The organism is Nocardia sp. 852002-20019_SCH5090214, assembly GCF_001665865.1.
GTDB lineage: Bacteria > Actinomycetota > Actinomycetes > Mycobacteriales > Mycobacteriaceae > Nocardia > Nocardia nova.
The window spans coordinates 70,743-91,619 of sequence record NZ_LZMK01000368.1 but is presented as its reverse complement, the minus strand read 5'-3'; the positions used below and the strand labels follow the sequence as shown (position 1 = coordinate 91,619).

General features: G+C 69.4%; 15 protein-coding genes and 1 pseudogene. 8 read left to right on the top strand and 8 right to left on the bottom strand.

From position 1 onward, the window contains the following. Positions 1–113 precede the first annotated feature (113 nt). The 4 genes from A5780_RS28865 to A5780_RS28845 all read left to right on the top strand — a co-directional run bounded on the left by A5780_RS28865 (position 114) and on the right by A5780_RS28845 (position 9,088). Entirely contained in the window at positions 114–3,386 is a 3,273-nt protein-coding gene (locus A5780_RS28865) for an arabinosyltransferase domain-containing protein (RefSeq protein WP_064910396.1), read from the top strand. Between the two features lie 79 nt (positions 3,387–3,465). Continuing rightward, positions 3,466–4,224, top strand: coding sequence for a Mut7-C RNAse domain-containing protein (locus tag A5780_RS28860; RefSeq protein ID WP_063011813.1), 759 nt, complete (start codon positions 3,466–3,468; stop codon positions 4,222–4,224). A 476-nt stretch (positions 4,225–4,700) separates the two neighbouring features. Next, complete coding sequence (locus A5780_RS28850; RefSeq protein WP_231983136.1) at positions 4,701–7,586, top strand: BTAD domain-containing putative transcriptional regulator; 2,886 nt, start codon at positions 4,701–4,703, stop codon at positions 7,584–7,586. A 62-nt stretch (positions 7,587–7,648) separates the two neighbouring features. After that, positions 7,649–9,088, top strand: a complete 1,440-nt coding sequence (locus A5780_RS28845) for an FAD-binding oxidoreductase (RefSeq protein WP_064910568.1) — start codon at positions 7,649–7,651, stop codon at positions 9,086–9,088. Positions 9,089–9,173: 85 nt separating this feature from the next. Here A5780_RS28845 and A5780_RS28840 read toward each other — a convergent pair whose 3' ends face one another. Next, positions 9,174–12,062 (bottom strand): crotonase/enoyl-CoA hydratase family protein, encoded by a 2,889-nt coding sequence (locus A5780_RS28840; protein WP_231983135.1) that lies wholly within the window; start codon positions 12,060–12,062, stop codon positions 9,174–9,176. A 174-nt stretch (positions 12,063–12,236) separates the two neighbouring features. Here A5780_RS28840 and A5780_RS28835 point away from each other — a divergent pair, with 174 nt between their 5' ends. Both A5780_RS28835 and A5780_RS28830 read left to right on the top strand, forming a co-directional pair. Beyond that, the gene (locus A5780_RS28835; RefSeq protein WP_030516325.1) at positions 12,237–12,887 is read left to right on the top strand and encodes a TetR/AcrR family transcriptional regulator; all 651 of its coding nucleotides are present in this window, start codon (positions 12,237–12,239) and stop codon (positions 12,885–12,887) included. A gap of 136 nt (positions 12,888–13,023) precedes the next feature. After that, the gene (locus A5780_RS28830) at positions 13,024–14,184 is read left to right on the top strand and encodes an acyl-CoA dehydrogenase family protein (protein WP_064910566.1); all 1,161 of its coding nucleotides are present in this window, start codon (positions 13,024–13,026) and stop codon (positions 14,182–14,184) included. Positions 14,185–14,190: 6 nt separating this feature from the next. Here the strand turns inward: A5780_RS28830 and A5780_RS28825 are convergent. The 4 genes and pseudogenes from A5780_RS28825 to A5780_RS28810 all read right to left on the bottom strand — a co-directional run. After that, positions 14,191–14,862: pseudogene (locus tag A5780_RS28825) on the bottom strand (AMP-binding protein); the annotation flags it as partial. A gap of 41 nt (positions 14,863–14,903) precedes the next feature. Then, positions 14,904–16,490, bottom strand: a complete 1,587-nt coding sequence (locus A5780_RS28820) for an FAD-dependent oxidoreductase (protein ID WP_064910388.1) — start codon at positions 16,488–16,490, stop codon at positions 14,904–14,906. Beyond that, the gene (locus A5780_RS28815) at positions 16,490–16,957 is read right to left on the bottom strand and encodes a hypothetical protein (RefSeq protein WP_064910386.1); all 468 of its coding nucleotides are present in this window, start codon (positions 16,955–16,957) and stop codon (positions 16,490–16,492) included. Before A5780_RS28815 ends, A5780_RS28820 begins: the two co-directional genes overlap by 1 nt. Positions 16,958–17,014: 57 nt before the next feature. Further along, entirely contained in the window at positions 17,015–18,043 is a 1,029-nt protein-coding gene (locus A5780_RS28810; RefSeq protein ID WP_064910384.1) for an AraC family transcriptional regulator, read from the bottom strand. 166 nt (positions 18,044–18,209) lie between these two features. Between A5780_RS28810 and A5780_RS28805 the strand changes: the two genes are divergently transcribed. Beyond that, on the top strand, positions 18,210–18,641 hold the full coding sequence (locus A5780_RS28805; protein WP_063011726.1) for a hypothetical protein: 432 nt from the start codon (positions 18,210–18,212) through the stop codon (positions 18,639–18,641). Positions 18,642–18,762: 121 nt separating this feature from the next. Here the strand turns inward: A5780_RS28805 and A5780_RS28800 are convergent, their stop codons facing one another. Further along, positions 18,763–18,903 carry an Rv1535 domain-containing protein gene (locus A5780_RS28800; protein ID WP_156511260.1) on the bottom strand — a complete coding sequence of 47 codons (141 nt, stop codon included), beginning with the start codon at positions 18,901–18,903 and terminating at the stop codon, positions 18,763–18,765. Between the two features lie 63 nt (positions 18,904–18,966). Here A5780_RS28800 and A5780_RS28795 point away from each other — a divergent pair, with 63 nt between their 5' ends. Further along, positions 18,967–19,233 carry a hypothetical protein gene (locus A5780_RS28795; RefSeq protein ID WP_063011722.1) on the top strand — a complete coding sequence of 89 codons (267 nt, stop codon included), beginning with the start codon at positions 18,967–18,969 and terminating at the stop codon, positions 19,231–19,233. Between the two features lie 19 nt (positions 19,234–19,252). Here the strand turns inward: A5780_RS28795 and A5780_RS28790 are convergent, their stop codons facing one another. Both A5780_RS28790 and A5780_RS28785 read right to left on the bottom strand, forming a co-directional pair. Continuing rightward, a complete protein-coding gene (locus tag A5780_RS28790; RefSeq protein ID WP_219822977.1) occupies positions 19,253–20,002 on the bottom strand; it encodes a 2-phosphosulfolactate phosphatase in 750 nt (249 codons plus the stop codon). A gap of 195 nt (positions 20,003–20,197) precedes the next feature. Further along, the gene (locus A5780_RS28785) at positions 20,198–20,788 is read right to left on the bottom strand and encodes a GNAT family N-acetyltransferase (RefSeq protein ID WP_197521910.1); all 591 of its coding nucleotides are present in this window, start codon (positions 20,786–20,788) and stop codon (positions 20,198–20,200) included. Positions 20,789–20,877 lie beyond the last annotated feature (89 nt).

The window sequence follows — 20,877 nt, the reverse complement described above, 5'->3', positions numbered from 1 at the left end:
GTCGTCGGCGACCTCGGGACGCGACCTCGCCTCGCCCGCCGATTCCTGAGTGCAGACTGAGAACAAGAGACGAAATCGCGGATAACAGAAGCGTCACGCTAGCATCGGCGACCGTGGTCGACACGATGGTGAGGGCGGACGGTGCGCCTACTGCAGGCGCGACACCCAGGACCTCGGGTAGACAGCGCGGCGACTGGGCCGGACCGATCGCCTTCCTCGCCGGGCTGCTGGGCGCGCTGTGCGCCCTCGCGGTGCCGTTGCTGCCGGTGAAGGTGGACCACACCACCCTGTCGTGGCCGCAGGCCGATTCGGCCCGCAGTGTCGACGCCCCATTGGTCACCTACGCACCGCTGACCTTCGATGCCACGATCCCCGGCCGGTCGATAGCGCAACTGAGCGCACACGGCGGCGTGCTGGCATCGACGCTGCCCGCCGGTGCGCCGCAACTGGAGAAATACGGGTTCGTCGCGCGGGTGCGACCGGTGCAGGACGGAAAGCCCGCGCAACTCGAGGTCGTGTTGCGCAATCAATCGCTGCTGAACGTGCCGATCGATGCGGTCGCCGACGGCACCTTGACCGTGCACGCCGATATGTCGTCGACCAAGGTCGGTGTCACCGGAACCGATATCGAAGGCGCCACCTTGCCGCCGGGTGACTGGCGGCCACAGGTGGTCGGCATCTTCAGCGATCTCCCCACGGCGGACGGCGCCAAGGTCGTCGTGCAGGTCGACAGCCGGTTCTCGGTGACGCCGACCTTTCTCAAGCGCGCGGCCGAAGTACTGGCTGTCGTCTTCACACTGGTAGCGCTGCTCGCGCTGTACCGGCTGGACCGCACCGACGGCCGGCGTGTGCGGCGGCTGTTACCACAGCGATGGTGGAGGTTCACCGGCGTGGACGTCGTCGTCTTCGCCACGCTGCTGCTGTGGCATTTCATCGGGGCCACCACCTCCGACGACGGCTACCAGTTCGGGATGGCACGCACCTCGCTGGCGTCCGGTTACATGGCCAACTACTTCCGGTTCTTCGGCGTCCCGGAGAATCCGGTCGGCACGCCGCCGTACGACATCATCGCGCACATGTCGGAGATCAGCGTCGCGAGCCCGTGGATGCGACTGCCGACGCTGCTGGCCGCCGTGGTCACCTGGCTGGCGCTGAGCCGTGAGGTGATCCCGCGGCTCGGTGTGGCGGTGCGCCACGACAAGGTGGCGGTGTGGACGGGCGCGCTGGCCTTCCTGGCCGTGTGGCTGCCCTACAACAACGGGCTGCGGCCCGAGCCGGTGGTCGCCGTCTGCGTGCTGCTCACCTGGTGCCTGGTGGAGCGCGCCATCGCGACGCACCGGCTACTGCCGTATGCCCTCGCGATCCTGGTCGCCGCGTTCAGTTTCACCGCCGCGCCCTCGGGCATCATCTGCCTGGCGCCGCTGCTCGCGGGCCTGCGTTCGGCCGTGGGATTCGGTGTCCCGAGAGCACGCGAACTCGCCGGTGCGCAGGACGGAAACACGGTGCCGACCGGCGCGTGGATCCGGGCGTACGGGGCGCTGCTGGCACCGCTGGCCGCGGCCGGAATGCTGGTGCTGGCCTTCGCCTTCGCCGTCGAACCGCTCTCGGCGATGTTCGAGATGCAGCGCGTGCACAACATCGTCGGCCCCTCGGACCCCTGGTACAACGACTACCTGAACTATCAGTGGCTGTTCATGCCGTCGGCCGACGGCTCCATCGCCCGTCGCTTCGGCATGGTCGCGATGTGGCTGAGCCTGCTGGTCTGCGTCTTCGTCCTGCTGCGCAAGGGCGGGCGCATTCCGTTCACCGCCCCGGGGCCGGCGCGGCGGCTGCTCGGCGTGACATTCGGGGCCATGGTGCTGATGGCGACCTGCCCGACGAAATTCACCCACCACAACGGTGTCTACGCCGGCCTGGCCGGAGCGGTCGCGGTACTGACCGCGGTCGCGGTGGGGCCCCGCGTGATGCGCTCGCCGCGCAATCGCGCCCTGTTCGCGGCGGTGGTGGCGCTGGCGATGGCGCAGATCTTCACCAGTGTCAACCAGTGGTGGTGGGTCTCGAGTTTCGGTGTCCCGTGGTGGAACGAGCCACCTGCGGTGCTCGGCGTCGGGTTCAGCCGGATATTCCTGATCATCGCCGCGCTGTGCCTGCTGCTGGCGATCTGGTGGCATGTGCGGGCGCCGAAACCCGGCACACCGCATCGGGTTTCCCCGCGCGCCTGGCGCCTGGCGAAGTTCCCGCCGTTGATGGCGGCCGCGGCGATCCTGGTGGTGTTCGAGGTGTTCTCGTTCACCGCGGGCGCGGTGACGCAATATCCGGGATTCTCGCTGGCTTCCTCGAATATCCATGCGGTAGTGGGCAATCCGTGCGGGCTGGCGAACAAGGTCCTGGTCGAAACCGACCCCAACGCCTCGCTGATGCAGCCGCTCGTCGGCGACCAGTTCTCCACCTTCTCCAACGGCGCTCGCGGATTCGTGCCGAACGGCGTCGGTGACGTGATGTCACCCGACGAGAAGGAGGAGACCAGCAGTATCGCCAAATCGTTCGGCGACAAACCCGGCACCGGCGAGTCGGCCACCCAGACCGGCGGTGCTCCACTGCCTTACGGTCTCGACGCGGCGACCACACCGGAACTCGGCACCTACGGCGAGGAGGAGCCCGCCGATCTCGTCACCGGCTGGTACCGCCTGCCCGCGCAGCACGATCGCAGCGATATCGTCTCGATCGCGGCGGCGGGGCGCATCCAGGCGGTGGGTCCGAACAACGGATACGTCGGCGGTGAACCGGTGGAGATCGAATACGGCAGCACCGACTCCGCGACGAGCGCACACGCACTCGGACGGGTGACCCCGATCGACATCGGCCCGGCGCCGTCGTGGCGGAACCTGCGGGTTCCCCTGGATCGAATTCCCGCCGCGGCCAACGTGATCCGCATCGTGGCCAAGGATCACAACCTCGATCCGCAGCGCTGGGTGGCGCTGACTCCCCCGCGCATCCCGAAGACCCACACCCTGAACGATCTGGTCGGCTCGAAGCAGCCGGTTCTACTGGACTGGGCCGTGGGCCTGCAGTTCCCCTGCCAGCGCCCCTTCGACCACAAGGACGGCATCGCCCAGGTACCGAACTGGCGCATCCTGCCCAACCGCCTGGGCGCCGCCGACACCACGATGTGGGAAAGCCACGCCGGCGGCGGACCCTTGGGCTGGAGTCAGCAACTGCTGCGCTCGCAAACCCTGGCCACCTACCTCGCCTACGACTGGGACCAGGATTGGGGCGAACTGCAACGCCTCAGCAAGATCGATCCCTCGGCCGTCCCGGCGACCCCGGCGGTCACCCAGGAGACCCACGGCGGTATGTGGTCACCCGGGCATATCTACACCTGGTGACCGATTCCGCGGAGCCCGCCCGCGATCGGACTTCGCGCGTATCGCACAGCGCGCCCGCAGCCGGACGACAATGGTCTCCATGACCGCGAGTGTCGAACTGCGGGTGTACGCCGAGCTGAACGACTTCGTGCCCCCGGCCGCACGGTACGCGGCGCAGCCGCGGCCGATCCGTCCGCATCAGACCGTGAAAGATATCGTCGAGGCCGCGGGCATCCCGCATACCGAGGTCGACCTCATGCTGGTGAATGGCGAATCCGTCGACTTCGGTCATCATCCGCGGCCGGGCGATCGACTCGCCGCCTACCCGGTCTTCGAGACCCTCGACATCGGGCCGGCGACACGGGTCCGTCCCCGCCCGCTGCGCGATCCGCGCTTCATCGTGGACGTCAATCTCGGTGGGCTCGCCCGGCTCATGCGGTTGATGGGCCTCGACGCCCGGAGCCCGTCGGACACCGACGATGCCGCCCTGGCAACGGCCGCCGCGGAACAACACCGGATCATCCTCACCCGCGACCGCGGGCTCCTGAAGCGACGCAACGTGACCCACGGAGTATTCGTGCGTTCGAATCGGCCCGTCGATCAGCTCGTCGAGGTAATCCGCCGGCTCGATCTGACCGATCGGCTGAGGCCGTTCAGCCGCTGCCTGCCCTGCGGGGGCCTGCTGACCGACGTGGCCGAACAGGATGTCGCCGACCGGCTCGAGCCACTCACCCGCAAGTACTACGACACCTTCAGACAATGCCGGGAATGCCGCCGGATCTATTGGGAGGGTTCGCACCAGCGGCGGCTCGACGACCTCGTCACCAGAATTCGAGCCGCGGTCGGACCGGATCGATAGGGGCAACCACACCGCCCCGGCGTAGACACGACGCAATTCCTCCACCGGGACGGAAGCAGGCTTCTACAGCACCGGTGCCGCCGGTGCCGGGCACACTCTCACGCTAGATGCAGAAGCTGACGCTCGCCGATCCGACCGGAAGGTTGAGGCAAACGGAGAGCCACTGAATCTGCGTCGCCTGGGCTGTGTCGCTGGTCCCCGGCGTACCGGCCGCCGGGGCGGCGGCCGAAGCGATCGCGGGGGCGGCGACCCCCAGGGTCAACGTAGTGACAGCCGTCGCGACGGCAAGACCAATCCTTCGAGACATCACAGTTCTTTCGCAGGAGTCGGGACTATCACCCGCCTATTCTCCGCCCGGCGCCGCATCGATCACAAGTGACCGTCGGTACTCGACATGCCGAGGAATGCTCCCTGCCGGGCCGTCATCGGGCGGGGCCGGGTTAGATTGCCGGGCGAGAGCTGTAGTGAGGTGACTCGTGGGTGATCCCCCGGATACGGATGATTCGAGCGGTGCGCGGTTGCGGCTGCGGGTACTGGGCGGGTTGGCGGCCACCGTCGGCGGCCGGCCGGTCGATCTCGGGGGCTTGCGGCAGCGGACACTGCTGGCGGCGTTGATCGCCGCGTTCCCGCACGAGGTGTCCGCCGACCGACTGCTCGAGCAGGTGTGGCACGACGCCAGGGACCCCTCGGTGAACTCGCTGCATTTCGGCATCTCGACGCTGCGTAACCGGCTCGAGCCCGACCGCCGCCGCGGCGGCGGGAGCGTGATCGCCCGCTGCGGCACCCGCTACCTGCTGGATCTGCCCGCGGACCGGATCGACGCGCATCGATTCGCACAGCACGTCACCGACGCCGAATCTGCTTGTGCCACAGGTGATCTCGATGCCGGTCTCAGGTCGTACGAGGCGGCGCTGGCGGATTGGCGGGGTGCGCCCTACGCGGACGTGGCCGATGTGGAATTCGTGCGCCCCGAGATCGTCAGACTGACCACGCTGGAACTGCGCGCCCGCAAGGCACTCGTGCAGTTGCGACTCGACACCGGTCGCGCCGATGCCGCGCTGGCCGACGCCGAGGACCTGGTGTCGGCGCACCCCCTCGACGAGCGGGTATGGGAGTTGCTGGCGCTGGCCCGTTACCGGGCCGGGCGGCAGTCCGAGGCCCTTGCCGCCCTGCGGGACATCCGCCGCCTGCTCGACAGCGAGCTCGGCATCGAGCCCGGTGTGCGGCTGCGGGAACTGGAGACTGCGATCCTGCGTCACGACGAGGATCTGCTCTCCGGCTCCGCGAGACGCACGACGGCCGCCCAAGGCTCGGTCGCGTCGGCTCCACAGATGCCGGTACCGCGCACCCAATTGATCGGCCGCAGCGGCGAACTCGACGACATCGGACGAGCCGTGCGCACCCACCGGCTGGTGACGCTCGTCGGCACCGGCGGCGTGGGCAAGACCCGGCTGGCCCTCGAAACCTGCCAGCGACTGCCCGCGGGCGACGGGCCGTGGTGGGTCGACCTGGCACCGGTCGAATCCGACGAACTGGTCGCCGCCACCGTGGCCGCGGCTGTCCAGGTTCGCGGTGCGGCAACGCCGGATCGGCTCGCGAACGTCCTCGCCGACCGGGAATGCACGCTGTTGCTGGACAATTGCGAACATCTGCTCGACGGGGTCGCCGCCGTCGTGAGCGTCCTGTTGAGCCGATGCCCGCGCATCCGAATCCTGGCCACCAGCCGGGAGGCGCTGGCCGTCGACGGCGAACGCGTCGTCGAGGTCCTGCCGCTGGACGAGGCCGACGCCGTCGAACTGTTCGCCACGCGGGCGGCGGGTGTGGTCGACGGCTGGACGCTCGACGAGCGGGTGCGCGAACCGGTGCGGCAGATCTGCGCCGATCTCGACGGCATTCCGCTCGCGGTGGAACTGGCCGCCGCGCAACTGCGGGTCTTGTCCGAACAACAGATCGCCGCCGGACTGGCCGACCGGTTCACCCTGCTGGCGGGCGGCGCGCGCACCGCGCCGGCCCGCCAGCGCCGGCTGGCCGACACCATCGACTGGAGCTATCGCATGCTCGGCCCGGCAGAAGCCCGGCTGCTGCGTGAGATCGCCGTCTTCGCCGGCAGTTTCGACATCGACGCCGCAGCCGCCGTGCACGGCGCGCCCTCGCCGCTGGCGGTTCTCGAAACGCTGACGGGTCTGGTCCGTCGATCGCTGCTGCGAGTGCAGCCGGCGTCCTCGCCGCGCCGGTACCGAATGTTGCAGTCCATCCGCGAATTCGCTCTCGCCCGTTGCGAAGCCGACGAGCTGGTTCGGGTGCGGGCGGCGCATCGACGCTGCGTCCTGGAGCGATCGCAGCTGGCGGCCACCCACCTGCGCGACGCGCGGTCGGCACAGATGCTGGAGGCGCTCGCCGCCGATGTCGCCGAGCACCGCAGCGCGATCGCCTCGGCATTCGCGGACGGCGACCCGGGCTACGTCTTGCGGCTGGCGGCAACGCTCTACTGGTTCTGGTACCGGCGCGGCTTCATCGAGGAGGGCATCGAGGCGATCACGGGCGCGCTCTCCGCGTGTGAGCATTGCGGGCACGAGGCCGACGGGGCGACACTGGCGGCCGCTCTGGCAGGTCTCGGCGGACTGTACTACCTGTCGGGCGATCCGGTCCGGGGCGCGGAATCGACCGAGCGAGCCGCCCGGGTGGCGACGGATGCGGGCGACCAGGCCACCGCCGCGTGGATGCGGACGTGGACCACCTACATGCACGCCGTGGTCACGGCGACGCCCGCGACGGCGGCCGCCGCCCGTGCGGCCGTCGCCGAGGTGAGTGCGGCCGGCCACCCGTGGCAGCTGGCCGAGGCGCTCATGATCGAGGGCATGATCCTGCGATTCGTGAACCGCCTCGACGCGGCACGGGACGCGCTGCGGGAGGCGGTATCGGTCGCGGAGCGATGCGGCCACCGCTGGCCGGTCGCCTCCGCGTCGTGGACGCTGGCTCGATGCGCGATGGACACCGGCGATCCGACCGATGCTCGCACGGCGTTGCGCACCATGCAGACGGCGCTGGAATCGGACGGCGACGTCACCTCGTGGCTGGTGATGGTGCATCTGGCCGCCGCGATCGCCGCGCGCAGCGGCCGTGCCGACGACGGTGCCCGCCTGCTGGGCGCCGTGCGCGCACTCGGCGGTCGGATCGGATTCCTTCCGGAGGCGATGGATCCGATGGATGCGCCGCGCGAGGCCGCCGCGGTGCGGGCGTCGCTGTCCGAGCGGGATTTCGACGCGGGTCTGGCGGCCGGCGCGGCCATGACACGGACCGAGGTGAACGCGCTGGTGAGCGCGGTGGGCGCCGAGCCGACGAGGACGCTGAGCGGGAGCTAAGTTCGCGCTAAGCGGTGCGCGGTGTGCTGAAGACGTTCACCATCAGCGACTTCAGGAGTCACATGTCCAGCGTCTTCGATCCGCCCGCGCCGACCGGAACCGGGCGGCAACCACTGACCGGTGTCGCCCTCGCCGAGCGCCTGCGCGCGGCGGTCGCCGGTCGGGTCCACACCCCCGGCGAGGACGGATATCGCCTGTCGGCAACCGGGTTCAACGTCGCGACCGAGCACCGGGCGGCGGCCGTCGTCGTGGCCGCCGGCGCCGCCGATGTCGCGGCCGCCGTGAGCGTCGCGAACGCTGCCGGCTACACGGTCGCGGTGCAGGCCACCGGGCACGGGGCGAGCCCCACGCCGCCGCACAGCATCCTGATCGACACCGCGCTCCTGGACGCGATAGCGATCGATCCGGACGGGCGCACCGCGACGGTCGGCGCGGGCGTGCGCTGGCAGGAGGTATTGGATGCGGCCGCCCCGTTCGGACTGGCCGCGCTGGCGGGGTCATCGACCAGTGTGGGTGTGGTCGGCTATACCCTCGGCGGCGGTCTGGGCCCGATCGCGCGCACCTACGGGTTCGCCGCCGATCATGTGACCGCCATGGAGGTGGTGACCGCCGATGCGACGCTGCGCCGGGTCACGCCCGAGGCCGAGCCCGATCTGTTCCGGGCGCTGCTCGGCGGCGGCGCGGCCTTCGGAATCGTCACGCAGATGACCTTCCGGCTGTTCCCGATTCGCAGCCTGTACGCCGGCGGTCTCACCTATCGGATGGACGATGCGGCGACGGTGCTGCGAGCCTGGCGGAATTGGGCGGCGACCGTGCCGGAGGCCGTGACCAGTTCGGTGGCTGTCCTGAATCTTCCTCCGCTGCCGGAGATTCCGGAGCCGCTGCGCGGTGCGACGGTGCTGCACCTGCGCTACGCCCATGTCGGCGACGCTGCCGAGGGTGCCGCGCTGCTGCAGCCGCTGCGGTCGGTGGCATCACCGATGCTGGACACGATCGCCGAGATGCCCTATGCGGCACTCGCGTCCATCCACAACGACCCGGTCGACCCCATGCCCGCTGCCGATCGGTCCACCCTGCTGCGCGAACTGCCCGACGCGGCCATCGACGCGCTGCTGGAGGCCGCCGGTCCCGCACGCGGACTGCCGATCACCATGACCGAGATCCGGGCTCTCGGTGGCGCGCTCGCGCGAGAGTCGCTGTCGCCCACCATGGTTGCGGGCAGGCAGGCCGCTTTCAATGTCCTCGCGGTCGGCGTGCTGGCACCGCCGATCGCGGCGGCGGTCCCCGCGGCACTGGACACCGTGATCGATGCCTTCTCCGCGTGGAGTCTCGGCGCGGCCACACCGAACTTCACCCGCGATCCGCACGGCCGCAGCGCCGCCGAAACCATGGCGGCCTGGACCGCCGGTCAGCGCGAGCGCCTGGTCGAGGCGCGCCGCCGCTACGACCCGGCCGGCATGTTCGACCCGGCCGCCCGCTGGACCATGCCCGCCGCCCACTGACCGCCGGCGGGGACGCGGCATCCGGAAAGACCTGCCACCGGTCGAGAGACCCCGAGGGGTGCGGCAGGTCGATCCGGGTTTCCTATCAGCGGCCGTTCCAGACCGGGGCGCGCTTCTCGGTGAAGGCGCGCACACCTTCGGCGGCGTCTTCGGAAAACAATGCGGTGGACGCGATGTCGTATTGCTTGTCGAAGGCGTCGGCCGTGGTCCAGTCGGATGTCTCGTCGACGATGCGTTTGCTGCCCTCCAGGCTGAGCGGTGCGTTGGCGGCGATGCGCTCGGCCAGTTCCAGAGCCGCTGTGAGTGCTCGGCCCGGTTCGGCGAGGATATTGATCAGGCCGAGTTCGGCCAGCCGGGTCGCCTGCATGGGGTCGCCGGTGAGCGCCAGCTGCATCGCGATATTGCGCGGCAGGCGCTCCCGCAGACGCATGACGCCGCCGGCGGCGGCGATCAGGCCGCGTTTGGGCTCCGGTATGCCGAATTGCGAATCGCTCGCGGCGACAATCAGATCCGCGGCCAAAGCCAGTTCACAGCCGCCCGCGAGGGCCGGGCCTTCGACGGCGGCGATCAACGGTTTGCGCGGCGGCTTACCGGCCAGACCCAGAGCACCGCGATTCTCGGTCAGCGGGGCTTCTCCCCGCGCCATCGCTTTCAGATCCATACCGGAACTGAAGTAGCCGCCCGCGCCGGTGAGGACGGCGACGCGGACGTTCGGATCGGCTTCGAACGCGTCACAGGCCTTTTCGAGCCCGAGGGCCATGGCGTGATCGACCGCGTTGCGGACCTCGGGGCGGTTCATCGTGATGATCATGACGGGGCCGCGGCGCTCCACCAGCACGGGCGGCGGTGGGGGAGCGGGCAACTCGTGGCGTTGCGTGCCCTCGAAGGTGATATCGCCGTCACCGATCGTGGCGGATCGGCCCAGCGCATCACCGTCGCGCAGTTCGGCGACGAGATCGGATCTGTTGCTGCGCACCAGCACTCGCGTGCCGTCGGGGGCGATCAGGCTGATGATCACCGCCTCCGGCTCGCCGTCACGTCCGTAGGGCAGTGTATAGGCCTCGACCACCGCCGGTCCCTCGTACTCGGTCCGGACCGGACGGGCGGGCGGATTGTCGACGACCGGCCGCAGATGGGCGTAGGGCCGCTGCGGCGGTGTGGCGGAATAGATGCCCAGCGCGTGCTTGGTGACGTACCAGCCGAGTGAGGTGCTCAACCCGAAGGTATCAGGGTCGGCGCGCAACTGCGCGACCATGGTGGCGATCGCGTGGGTGCCGTAATTGTTGCCCGGCCCGCCGCCGAAGGTCAGTCCGCCGGTCACCGAGAGCGAGCGTTCGGGATCGTCTGTGGCGAGCCCGAGTTCACGCGCCGCGATCTGCACCGCGACCGGGAAGCAGGAGTACAGGTCCACGGGACCGATCCGGTCGATGGTCAGGCCGGCATGCTCGAGCGCAGCCGCGCCGACGGCCCGGATCGCCGGGGAGGCAGCCAGTTCCGCGCGTTCGGAGACGAACCATTCGTCGTGCGCGCTGGCGCCGGCGTGGACGAACACCCATTTGTCCTGCGGGATTCCGGCCGCCTCGGCAGCGGCGGCGCTGCACAGCACCAGTCCGGCGGCCATATCCACCTGCAAATTGGCGCACAGCAGTTTGGTGTACGGGGCCGATACCGTCCGGTTGTCCGCGGTCGGTGTGGTCAATTCCGGCGCGCTGAACCGTTGCGGCAGCCAGGCATTCGGATTGTCCGCGCCCACCGCCGACAACCGCGACCACAGCTCGCCGATCGCCTCGAGATGCTGCTTCGGATCGCGGCCGAGCCGATGCCGGTTGGCCGACTCCATGAGCGCGTACATGTAGATGGGCGCACCCAGCCCGACGGCGATTTCGGCGGCGTTGTTGGCCTCCTTGTCGATCCCGGCGATACGGGTCGGCTCCACCTCGGGGCCCTGTTCCGGCCACGTCACCTCGGTGCCCACGCGCTGCGCGGCGGCCATGGTGGCGCCCGCTTCCGCGCCGGTCACCAGCACGATCTCGTAGGTGCCGTCGGCGATCGCCTGTGCCGCTTCATTGACCAGCAGCTGGCCACCGTCGCCACCGTAGGTCGAGGACTGCACGGTATCGGCTCCGTCAGCGCCGACCGAACGCACCACCAGGGCGCCGAGATCTCGATACTTCCAGGAGGCGCTGGCGACCGCGAACACCGCGTCGGCGGCCGAGAGCAGCGACTGCCCCACCCCGGCATCCCGCGCGGCCAGCCGCAGTGCTCGCACCGCCAGCGCCGCCGGGTCCTCGGCGGTGTTCGGCTGATGCTGCACCAGCTGTCCGGCACCGACCAGAACCGGCGTATTCGGTGCGATCGTGCGACCGGACGCCTTGTGCAGCACGGGTTTGCGCACCGATTTCGCGCCGGTGAAGGGCCCCGCCGCGGCGATACGGTCCGGCACACGGTCCAGTGATTCCCGCAGGGCCTCCGACAGGCTTCGCACCAGCGAGGCACCCAGCGGGCCGTCGACGGGTTGTCCCGACAGCCCGGCGTCGAAGTAGGCGGTCGCCCCGTTCCCCTCGGCACGCACGGTCAGCCAGAAGCCGAGGGTCAACCCCATCGGCCCGGCGCCGCGCAGCACCAGCGCGGTCTCGTCCACCGCGACCACGGTCCAGGCGACTTCGGCCGGGATGCCCATGAACTTCACCTGCTGAGCGAACTCCGATCCGGGGTATACACCGCTCGGCGCCTCGCCGCGGAAGGCCGCGTGCATGGTCAGCCATTCGGCGAACCGGCCCGGATCGGTCAGATAGGCCGCGACCTCGGCCACCGGACGGTCGAGATGCTTGCTCGCGTGGGCCCGTTTGCCGAAGTCCGCGAGCCCGTCCGGTGGGGTGTACGCCTCGGAGACGGCCGGGCCGGCGGGAGGCGTGGCGGGCCTGCCCAGCACTCCCCCGACGATGTCGCGCAGAATCGCCGGATCGCTCGTCACGGCGTCGGCTAGTGCGCGTACCGCACGTACTCGAGCGCGCGCCTGGCGCATCACCTGGGGAAGTCGACCCACGTCAGCCACTACCTAGCCCTTTCCATCGGCGGAACTATTATTTGCGAAATAGTTCCGTGGAACTATTAGACGGATAGTGGTTCCACGTGTCAAGATGACCTCGTGACCAGACCCGGTGCGCCGCTGTCCAGCCTGCTCAGCCGCGCGATGACCCTGCTTCCGCAGTCGGCGCCCAGCGACGACGCGACGGACGCGCGGGTCCTCGACGCCGCGTTGCGAGTCCTGGCGCGCCGCGGCACCCGCGAGGCGACCATGGACGACATCGCGGCCGAGGCCGGGGTCGGCCGCACGACGCTGTTCCGCCGCTACACCGGCAAGGACCAGCTGTTCGAACGGGCGCTGGCTCGCGATATCGGCCGCATCCTCGCCGACCTCGCCGACCGCTTCACCGAAGTCACCGATCCCACCGAACAGGTGGTGCTCGGCTTCCTCACCGGGCTCGGACTGGGCGACCACATCCTGTTCCGCGATGCCGACCCACTGCGCCGAGCCGAACTCATCCAGGCTCTCGGCCAGGGCGATCCTTCACCGATCACCTTGGCCTTCAACGCCATTCGCGCGAATATCGGCAAAGCCCAAGCGGACGGCAAGATCCCGGTCCGTGACCCCGACGCCCAGGCCGACGCCCTGGTGCACCTGATCATCGGCTACCTGGCCACACCGAGCCATGCCATCGATCTGACCGATCCCGCGGCGGCCGAACGCGTCGCCCGCGCCGCCGTCGCGCCGATCCTCACCGGAACCATCGACTGATCCACACCCGTCCGGGGACGTCCCGCGACGACATCCGAATACACCGTCCCACCGCCTGTCCGCGGTGGCGCCGGTCGCTGCCCAGCGCCCGAAAGCCTCACGCGCGCATCCGATCCCGCACATCTCAGGAGTGATCATGACTGTCACCTACACCGACCCCTACCGCACGCCGGAACGTCTCGCGCTACGCGAGGCGGTGGGCGATTTCGTTCGCCGCGAGGTCGCGCCGCATCTCGACCGGTGGGAACGCGAGGGGGCTCTGCCCCGCGAATTGCACCGGGCCGCGGCGAAATCCGGGTTGTACGGCATCGGCACGCCCGAGGCGTACGGCGGTGACGGCGGGGATCTCGTCGACATGACCGTCGCCACCGAGGCGTTCATCGAGGCCGGCGGCTCGTCGGGCTGCCACTCCGCGCTGTTCACCCACGGGATCGCGCTGCCGCACATCGTCGCCGCCGGCGACGCCACCCTGATCGACCGGTACGTGCGCCCGACCCTCTCCGGGGACCTGATCGGTTCGCTCGGGGTGACCGAGCCGGAGGCGGGCTCCGACGTCGGATCCGTGCGCACCACCGCGGTCCGCGACGGCGACCACTACGTCGTCAACGGCGCGAAGCTGTTCATCACCTCCGGCACACGCGCGGATTTCGTCACCACCGCGGTGCGCACCGGCGGACCGGGCGCGAGCGGAATCAGCTTGCTCGTGATCGACACCGGCACTCCAGGTTTCAGCGTGTCGCGGAAGCTGGAGAAGATGGGCTGGTTGTGCTCGGACACCGCCGAGCTGACCTTCACCGATTGCCGGGTACCCGCCGCCAATCTGGTCGGCGCCGAGAACGGTGGATTCGCGCTGCTCGGTGCGGCTTTCGTCACCGAGCGGGTCAATATCGCGGTGCACGCGTACGCGATCGCGCAGCGCTGCCTCGATCTGACCCTCGACCACGTCCGGCGTCGGGAGAGCTTCGGCAAGCCGCTGATCGCCCGGCAGGTGGTGCGGCACAAGCTGGTCGAGATGCGCCGCCGGATCGAGCTGGCCCGCACCTTCACCCGCCAGGTCGCCGTGCGCGCCACGGCCGGCGAATTCGTCGTCGGCGAAGCCTGCCTGGCGAAGAATTCCGCCGTCGCGGCCGTCAAACACGTCGTCGACGAGGCCGGCCAGTTGCACGGCGGCATGGGGTACATGCGGGAATCGGAGGTGGAGCGCCATTACCGTGACGCGCGCATCCTCGGCATCGGCGGGGGCGCCAGCGAAGTGATGACGGATCTGGCGGCGAAGCTCTTCGGCTACGACAGCTGAGAAACGTCAGTCCATCTCCTCCAGCACCCGGCGCAGGACCTTGCCGGTGGCATTGCGCGGCAGTTCGTCCAGGACGACCACATCGCGGGGAACCTTGTAGCGCGCCAGGTTCGCCTTCACGTACGCCTTGATCTCCGCGTCGTCCACGGTGGCGCCGGGCGCTGGAACGATATAGGCGCGCAAGCGTTTTCCGAACTCCTCGTCAGCCACGCCGACGACCGACACCTCGTCGATATCGGGCCGCGCCGCGAGCAGGTTCTCGATCTCCAGCGGGTAGACGTTCTCACCGCCGGAGACGATCATGTCATCGTCGCGGCCGTCGATGTGCAGCAGCCCGTGCTCGTCGATCCGGCCCATATCGCCGGTGGACATGTAACCGGCATCGAACCGGCGCAACAGCACCGTCTTGTTGCCCAGCGCGGTGGCCACGGTCCACATCCCGAAGCCGGTCGAATGGAAAATCGGCGACACGATCACCACGCTGCCTTTGCGCGGGAACGGAATACGGTCCACGATCATCGCACTCGCCAGCGGCGACACCTTGGTGCGCGGCGCTCCCTTGGGCAGGCCCGTGGTGCCGCTGGTGAGAATGATGAAACCACCCGGCCGCGCCGGTGCCGGTGGCATCCGGCGATCGCCCGCGTCGATCAGCTCATCCACGGTACGCGCGCCCGCCGGTACCGCGTCGACCCGTTCTACCCGGGGATGAGTGCCGGCCGCTAGTTCGAGTCCGGTTCTCGGAGTGCGGGTTTGGCCGGAATGTGGCTCAGCGCCTCCTCGGCCATGGCGGTGATGGTGAGGCTCGGGTTGACGCCCACATTCGCCGGTACCGCGGACCCGTCGGTCACCAGCAGATTGCGGTAGCCGAAGACCCGGTGGTACCGGTCGACCACTCCTCGGCTCGCGTCGGGCCCGATCACGGCGCCGCCGAGGATATGAGCCGTGGTGGGCGAGCTGATCAGCGATTCGGCGACGGAGCTTTCGGGGTAGCCGCCGATGTGTCGCGCCGCCAGTTCGGTGAACCGGTTCGCGATCGGCAGATAGCTCGCCGGGGCTGTGCCGGCATCGTCGACGACGGTGGCCATCCCCGAACCGAATCTCTTGGGACGCAACCGGAGTGAGCTGTCGAGGCTTTGCATGACGGTGAAGACGACGGTGCGGCGGGACCAGCCACGGATGCGTGTGGGATTCAGCCAGCGGAACGGTTGCCGGGCGATCTCTCGCACGAATTGCAGGGTTCGCCGCCGGCCGCCGGTGAACGGGCCGAAGGTCAAGGCCAGCGCGTCACCGGCCGCCGCGTAGGTGTTGTTGGTGACGTGGGTGTGCTCGTCGGGGTGCACACTCATGGTGATGGTCAGGTCGGTGGCGAGATCGGCCGAGCGGTCGTGCGCGGTGACCGCGGTGATGGCTTCGCTGTTGGTGCGTACGAGGTGCCCCACACGGTCCGACAGTCTCGGTAGCGAACCGGTGGCGCGGGCTCGGGTGAGCAGTTCGCTCGTTCCCATCGCTCCGCCCGCGAGCACGACTCCGCGTGCGTGCACGACCTGGCGGTCACGCCGTATCCACGCGCCGGAGCGTTCGGTGGTGACGGCGTAACCGTCGCTGCCGTCGGCGGCGCCGAGCGGACGAATTCCGACGACCGTGCGTTCGGGCCGGATCTCGACGCCGAGCCCTTCGGCCAGGTGGAGATAATTTTTGACCAGGCTGTTCTTGGCGCCGTGGCGGCAACCGAGCAGACATTCGCCGCAGCGTAGGCACCCGGTGCGTTCCGGTCCGGCACCGCCGAAGAAGGGATCCGGCACCGTCTTGCCCGGAGTGCCGAGATACACCCCCACTCTGGTCTGGTGCACGGCATCCGGCACACCGAGGTCGGCCGCGACGGCGCGCATCATCTGCTCACTTCGACCGTCGCTGTGACAGTCCACCACCCCCAGCATGCGTTCGGCGGTGGCGTAGTGCGGAGCGAGCACCGATCGCCAATCCGCGAGCTCGGCCCACTGCTCGTGCCGGTAGAAGTCGTCGGAGTGCGGAACGTACAGCGTGCTCGCGTACACCAGGGACCCGCCGCCGACACCCACCCCGCAGATCACCGATACGTGCTTCATCGGCCGCAGTTGGAGGATTCCTCTGAGGCCGATGCGCGGAGCCCACAGCATGCGCGGAGCCTGCCATGCGCTGGTGGCGAAGTCCTCGTCCCGGTAGCGGCGGCCTTTCTCCACAACGGTGACGGAGTATCCCTTCTCGGCCAGTCGCAACGCGGCGACGCTGCCGCCGAAACCGGATCCGATCACGATCCAATCGCGCATCACCGGACCTCCCGTCGCAGCAGGAAAGGCGAGCCGCCGCGGGGCGTGAAGGGCAGGCCGAACGTGAGGCCCAGCACGGTCCCGTCCGCGAGGATGCGCAGATCGTCGACGACCCGCCGCCAGGGGAAGGGGGCATCGGGTGCATAGCTGACCACCACGGCCGGCGCGCCGTCGAGCCGGGAGGGACCGATGGTCGCGCGCAGCGGCAGGGTGGCCGATTCGCCGCGCGGGCCGGCGAGGTTGTATCCCGTCAGCCCGTCCCCCGCGGGAGCTGGTCGCAGATCCTTACCCCACCAGTCCGCCAGGCCGGTGAGCCGGAACGCTATCGGGGCCAGCGCACGCACGAGCGCCGGCCCGGCGAGCTCGGCCTCGAGACGTCCCGTCACCTCCGCGAGGTCCGGGCACGCCGCAGTCCGAAACAGTGCGCGTAACTCTTCGCTGCTGCGCCGGGCGAGGGTGTTGTCCATGACAGGGAAGTGTGCGTTTCGCCGACCTGCGGGGTATTGCCCACCGACGACAGAGATTTACCTCTGGACGACAGGTTCGGCGACGCCGCCCGCGCGGCGGACGGCGCTCGGGGTGGCGCCGAACCAGCGCAGGCAGCAGCGCGTCAGTGCCGACTGCTCCGCCAGTCCGACCGCAGCGGTCACGCGGGACAGGGCGAGGTCGGATTCGATCAAGTGGCGTAGCGCGGCATCGCGGCGGACCGCGTCGAGAATCTCGGCGTAGGACGTGCCCTCCGTCACCAGCCTGCGCTGCAGGGTTCGCGCGTGAATACCGAAAGTGGCTGCGACAGCTGACAACTCGATCGCCCCACTGCCCAGAGCCTGGTCGAGATAGCCACGAACCCGCGGGACGTACACCTGCTGCGGGTCGGGGTAGCGCGAAGTGAGGTAGTCCAGGGCGAGCTTTCTCAGCAGCGGATTCGCCGCCGCCAGCGAGGAGTCCAGCCCCTCGGCCGGCAATCTCAGGGTGGCCGTGCGACGGCCGAATCGGGCCGGCGCCCCGAAACACTCCACGTACCGCTCGGGCGGGGCGATCCGGGAATGCGGGAAGTCCACGCCGATCGGCGGCGTCGCCGCGCCGAGTTCGAGTCGACCTACCCGATATGCCACCAGCAGCGCCATTTCGACGACCTGACGCGTGGGCGGGGGCGCACTCAGCGAGTACCGCACACCGGCCACGTCCGCATTCCCGTCCGGATCATCGGTCAGGGTGAACGACACCGCCGGGCTGTGCACGAACATGAACCGGGATGCACTCTCGACCGCTTCGCGCAGGGTCGCCGAGTGGAGCATGACCACCGCGAGCGGGCCGAGGATCGAAATGTCTTGGCGTTCGGCCACTCTCAGCCCCAGGTCGGGGACATCCAATTCGGCGGATGCGTGTTCCAGCAGCCGTGCCAGACTGCGATGCGAGATGAGCGCGTCTTCGGAGTCAAGCAGCGCGGGTTCGATTCCGACATGTGCGAGCAGCGCGGCAGGGTCACCTCCGCACTCTTCGATCACACTCCCGAAACCCCGCAGGGCGGCAGCTCGGATCACATCGCTCATGTCGCGCCAGGATAAATCACGATCCGAGTGATGACCGACCGCCCTCGTCACGAGGAGTGCCGGGCGCATGTTTCATCTCGGTCGCTACGCCCGGAGCGGCCGCGCGCCGCGAGTAGACTGCAGCTTGCTCGCAGATGTCCAAAAGGTGAACTCAAAGGGAGTGACGATGGACCTTCTCGAGGGTGGGGTAAAAGCGATTTCGTGGACGGCCGATGCGACCACATCCGCGGCCGGTGCGGTGGGCGGCGCCGCGGTGAACGGAGTTCTCGGCGGGATGCAGGGTGTCGTGTCCGGGGTGCGGAGCGGACTGAGCAGCGGGAGTCATTCGACACCGGCCGCCGCGCTCACGTTGGCGGCGATCGGAGCCACGGGAGTCGTGGACTGGCCCGTGCTCCTGGGCGTCGGCGGCACCGCACTCGTACTCCGGAGGCTCACCTCGCACCCGGACCAGCAACCGTCGTCGGCCACCAGGGCTCCCGCCGCGCAGCGCAAGCAGCCGGCCCGCAGTGACCGACCGGCCCGCCGCAGCGACGGTGGCAAAAAGACGACCGCCCGCAAGACCGCGGCCCGCTCACGGCGCGCACCCAGCAAGGCGTAACCGGCGCCGGCGAACCTCGAGCAGCCTTCCGCGTGACCGTGGGCGCACGCTTCTCGTTGCGCGTCGACGGCCGTCGTACGTGCCGTCATCGGCCTCGACTCGCGGCGTAGCGTGGAAACGGTCAGCGCGATGATTCGCCGACGACGTCGATGACTCCCAGGCGCCACAACGCCGCGTACAACTCACGCAGGGGAACGGTCAGCACCTGCGTCAGCGCGCCCGTCAACGGATCCTGGCCGCCACCTACATCAGCTGTCCTCACGACGGCCACTGTGGCGAACCCAAGCGTCGGGACCCCGAATATCGCATGACCGGAAGGCAACATATGGCCGACAAAACGCACACCAGCCACCGGAACGCGGTCGACAAGGTCATCGCCGCGCACAGTTTCGCGGTGGAACTCCCCCTGCTCGGCCGTGTACCGATCCCCCGCCCCGAACAACTGGCCTACTACGGCGCACTCGGCGCCCTGGCCGCCGCGGAAATCATCGAATGGCCCGTCGCCCTGGTACTGGCCGGCGGGCACTGGCTCGCGGAAAACCAGCACAACCGCGTGGCCCACGAAATCGGCGAGGCCCTCGAAGACGCCTGATTCCCCACCTCGGACGCGCCTACCCGCCGTAGATTCCGCCGACGAGCACGGGCGCGGCCGTACTGATGTTCCACTGCGCCGCGAGCCGTACATCGCGCACCAGCCCGATACCGGTCAGTTCCCGGCCGGAGATCGCCTCGGCCAGGACTGCGGGCAATTCACCTGCCACGCCACGGAAACCAACGGCCGCGAGCCGGGCCTCCGGCGAGCCGTGGGCATCGTGTGCGAGGAGTGCGGTGGCGATCGCGCCCGCCCCCAGGTGATCCTCGAGGCTCGGACGCAGCGGCCCGTCCACGACGCCCCACCGCTCGCCCGCCGGGACGATCCCGACAGGTCGATCACCGGCAGCGGCGATCGCGGCCTTCGCCACCGCATCGGCATTGCGGATCGATCCGGCAAAGACGGTGAGATCGAATCCCGCGGCGCGGGCCGACAGCGTGGCGCCGTTCGGCGACGGCAGCGCCAGCAACGTGCCCGCCGGAAGTTCGAGCAGGGACGAAGGACTCAGCGACCACCCACTCCGGTGTTTGGCAGCAGCGAGCACGGCGCCGGCCCGCTCGGCCTCGACGGCAGCCCGGGGATCGGCGTGCCGCAACGGTAACGGCAACACCCGCCCGCCCCGCGATACCGCGATATCGACCGCTGTCGAGAAGGAGAGGACGTCGACGATGATCAACGCCCCGCACTCCGGACCGAGCTGCTCGACACCCTCGCGCCCCCACTCGAGACGAATGCGATAGCCCTGCTGCCGGAAGATGCCCGCATTCACTCACCGATAGTGCACTCGACTCGGCGCGTCCGCGAGCCGCCTGGCGGGTGAGCAGCGTCGAGTCGCGCTCGACCGCATACGGTTCGAGCCGACTCCGCGGTGAACACGGCGGGCAATGCCGCGACCAGGTATGCCTCGCCGCGGGCCCGCAGCTCGACACCGGAACAGCGATAGCCGCCTCACGGCGGCAGCCGATCACGCATAGCGCTCGACGTGCCCGACGGTGCCGAAGCCCAGGCGTCGATAGATTCCTTCGCCGTCCGGTGATGCGGTGAGTACGACCCGGCGAGCACCCGCTGCCAGGGCCAGTGCCAGCGCATACCGCGTGAGCGCGGTCCCGATGCCTTCTCCGCGATGATCGGCTCGGGTCACGATGTGCTCGAGCGATGCGCCCGCGGCGCAGGTGACGACGGCGGCACAGCCGAGCACCTCCCCGCCGTCACGCCAGAGCAGGTAGCGGGTGGACCTCCGATCCATCCCCTCACGCAGGCCGGTCACGAGATCGTCGACATCGGTCACACCCGACCAGAGTCGCGCCCACTCGGCGAGGCCGGCATCGTCGGCCACGTCCTCGATCGGCTCCGGTCGTCCGCGTTCCAGGTACGCGGCTCGGTCGGGATCGGCGAGCATCATCAGCGGCTCGGTTTCGAACAACTCCAGTCCGCGCCGCCGCAGGAGCTCCGGAATCTCCGGCGAATCGACGTCCGGCCAGAAATGCCAGCATGCCGGTACCCCGTCGAACAGTGTGCGCAACTGCTCGATCTCGTGCGGGATCGCAGCGCCCACTCTGAGGACTCCGTTCAGTTCCTCGCTGGGCGCACCGGTGTGGAACCAGCTCGACGGCGTGCCATCGCTCGACCGGCTCGCGCGCACCA

Coding starts and splice junctions, on each gene's coding strand:
- A5780_RS28860 (WP_063011813.1), top strand. CDS start 3,466: ATGACCGCGAGTGTCGAACTGCGGGTGTACGCCGAGCTGAACGACTTC.
- A5780_RS28845 (WP_064910568.1), top strand. CDS start 7,649: ATGTCCAGCGTCTTCGATCCGCCCGCGCCGACCGGAACCGGGCGGCAA.
- A5780_RS28830 (WP_064910566.1), top strand. CDS start 13,024: ATGACTGTCACCTACACCGACCCCTACCGCACGCCGGAACGTCTCGCG.
- A5780_RS28820 (WP_064910388.1), bottom strand. CDS start 16,490: ATGCGCGATTGGATCGTGATCGGATCCGGTTTCGGCGGCAGCGTCGCC.
- A5780_RS28815 (WP_064910386.1), bottom strand. CDS start 16,957: ATGGACAACACCCTCGCCCGGCGCAGCAGCGAAGAGTTACGCGCACTG.
- A5780_RS28810 (WP_064910384.1), bottom strand. CDS start 18,043: ATGAGCGATGTGATCCGAGCTGCCGCCCTGCGGGGTTTCGGGAGTGTG.
- A5780_RS28805 (WP_063011726.1), top strand. CDS start 18,210: ATGGACCTTCTCGAGGGTGGGGTAAAAGCGATTTCGTGGACGGCCGAT.
- A5780_RS28795 (WP_063011722.1), top strand. CDS start 18,967: ATGGCCGACAAAACGCACACCAGCCACCGGAACGCGGTCGACAAGGTC.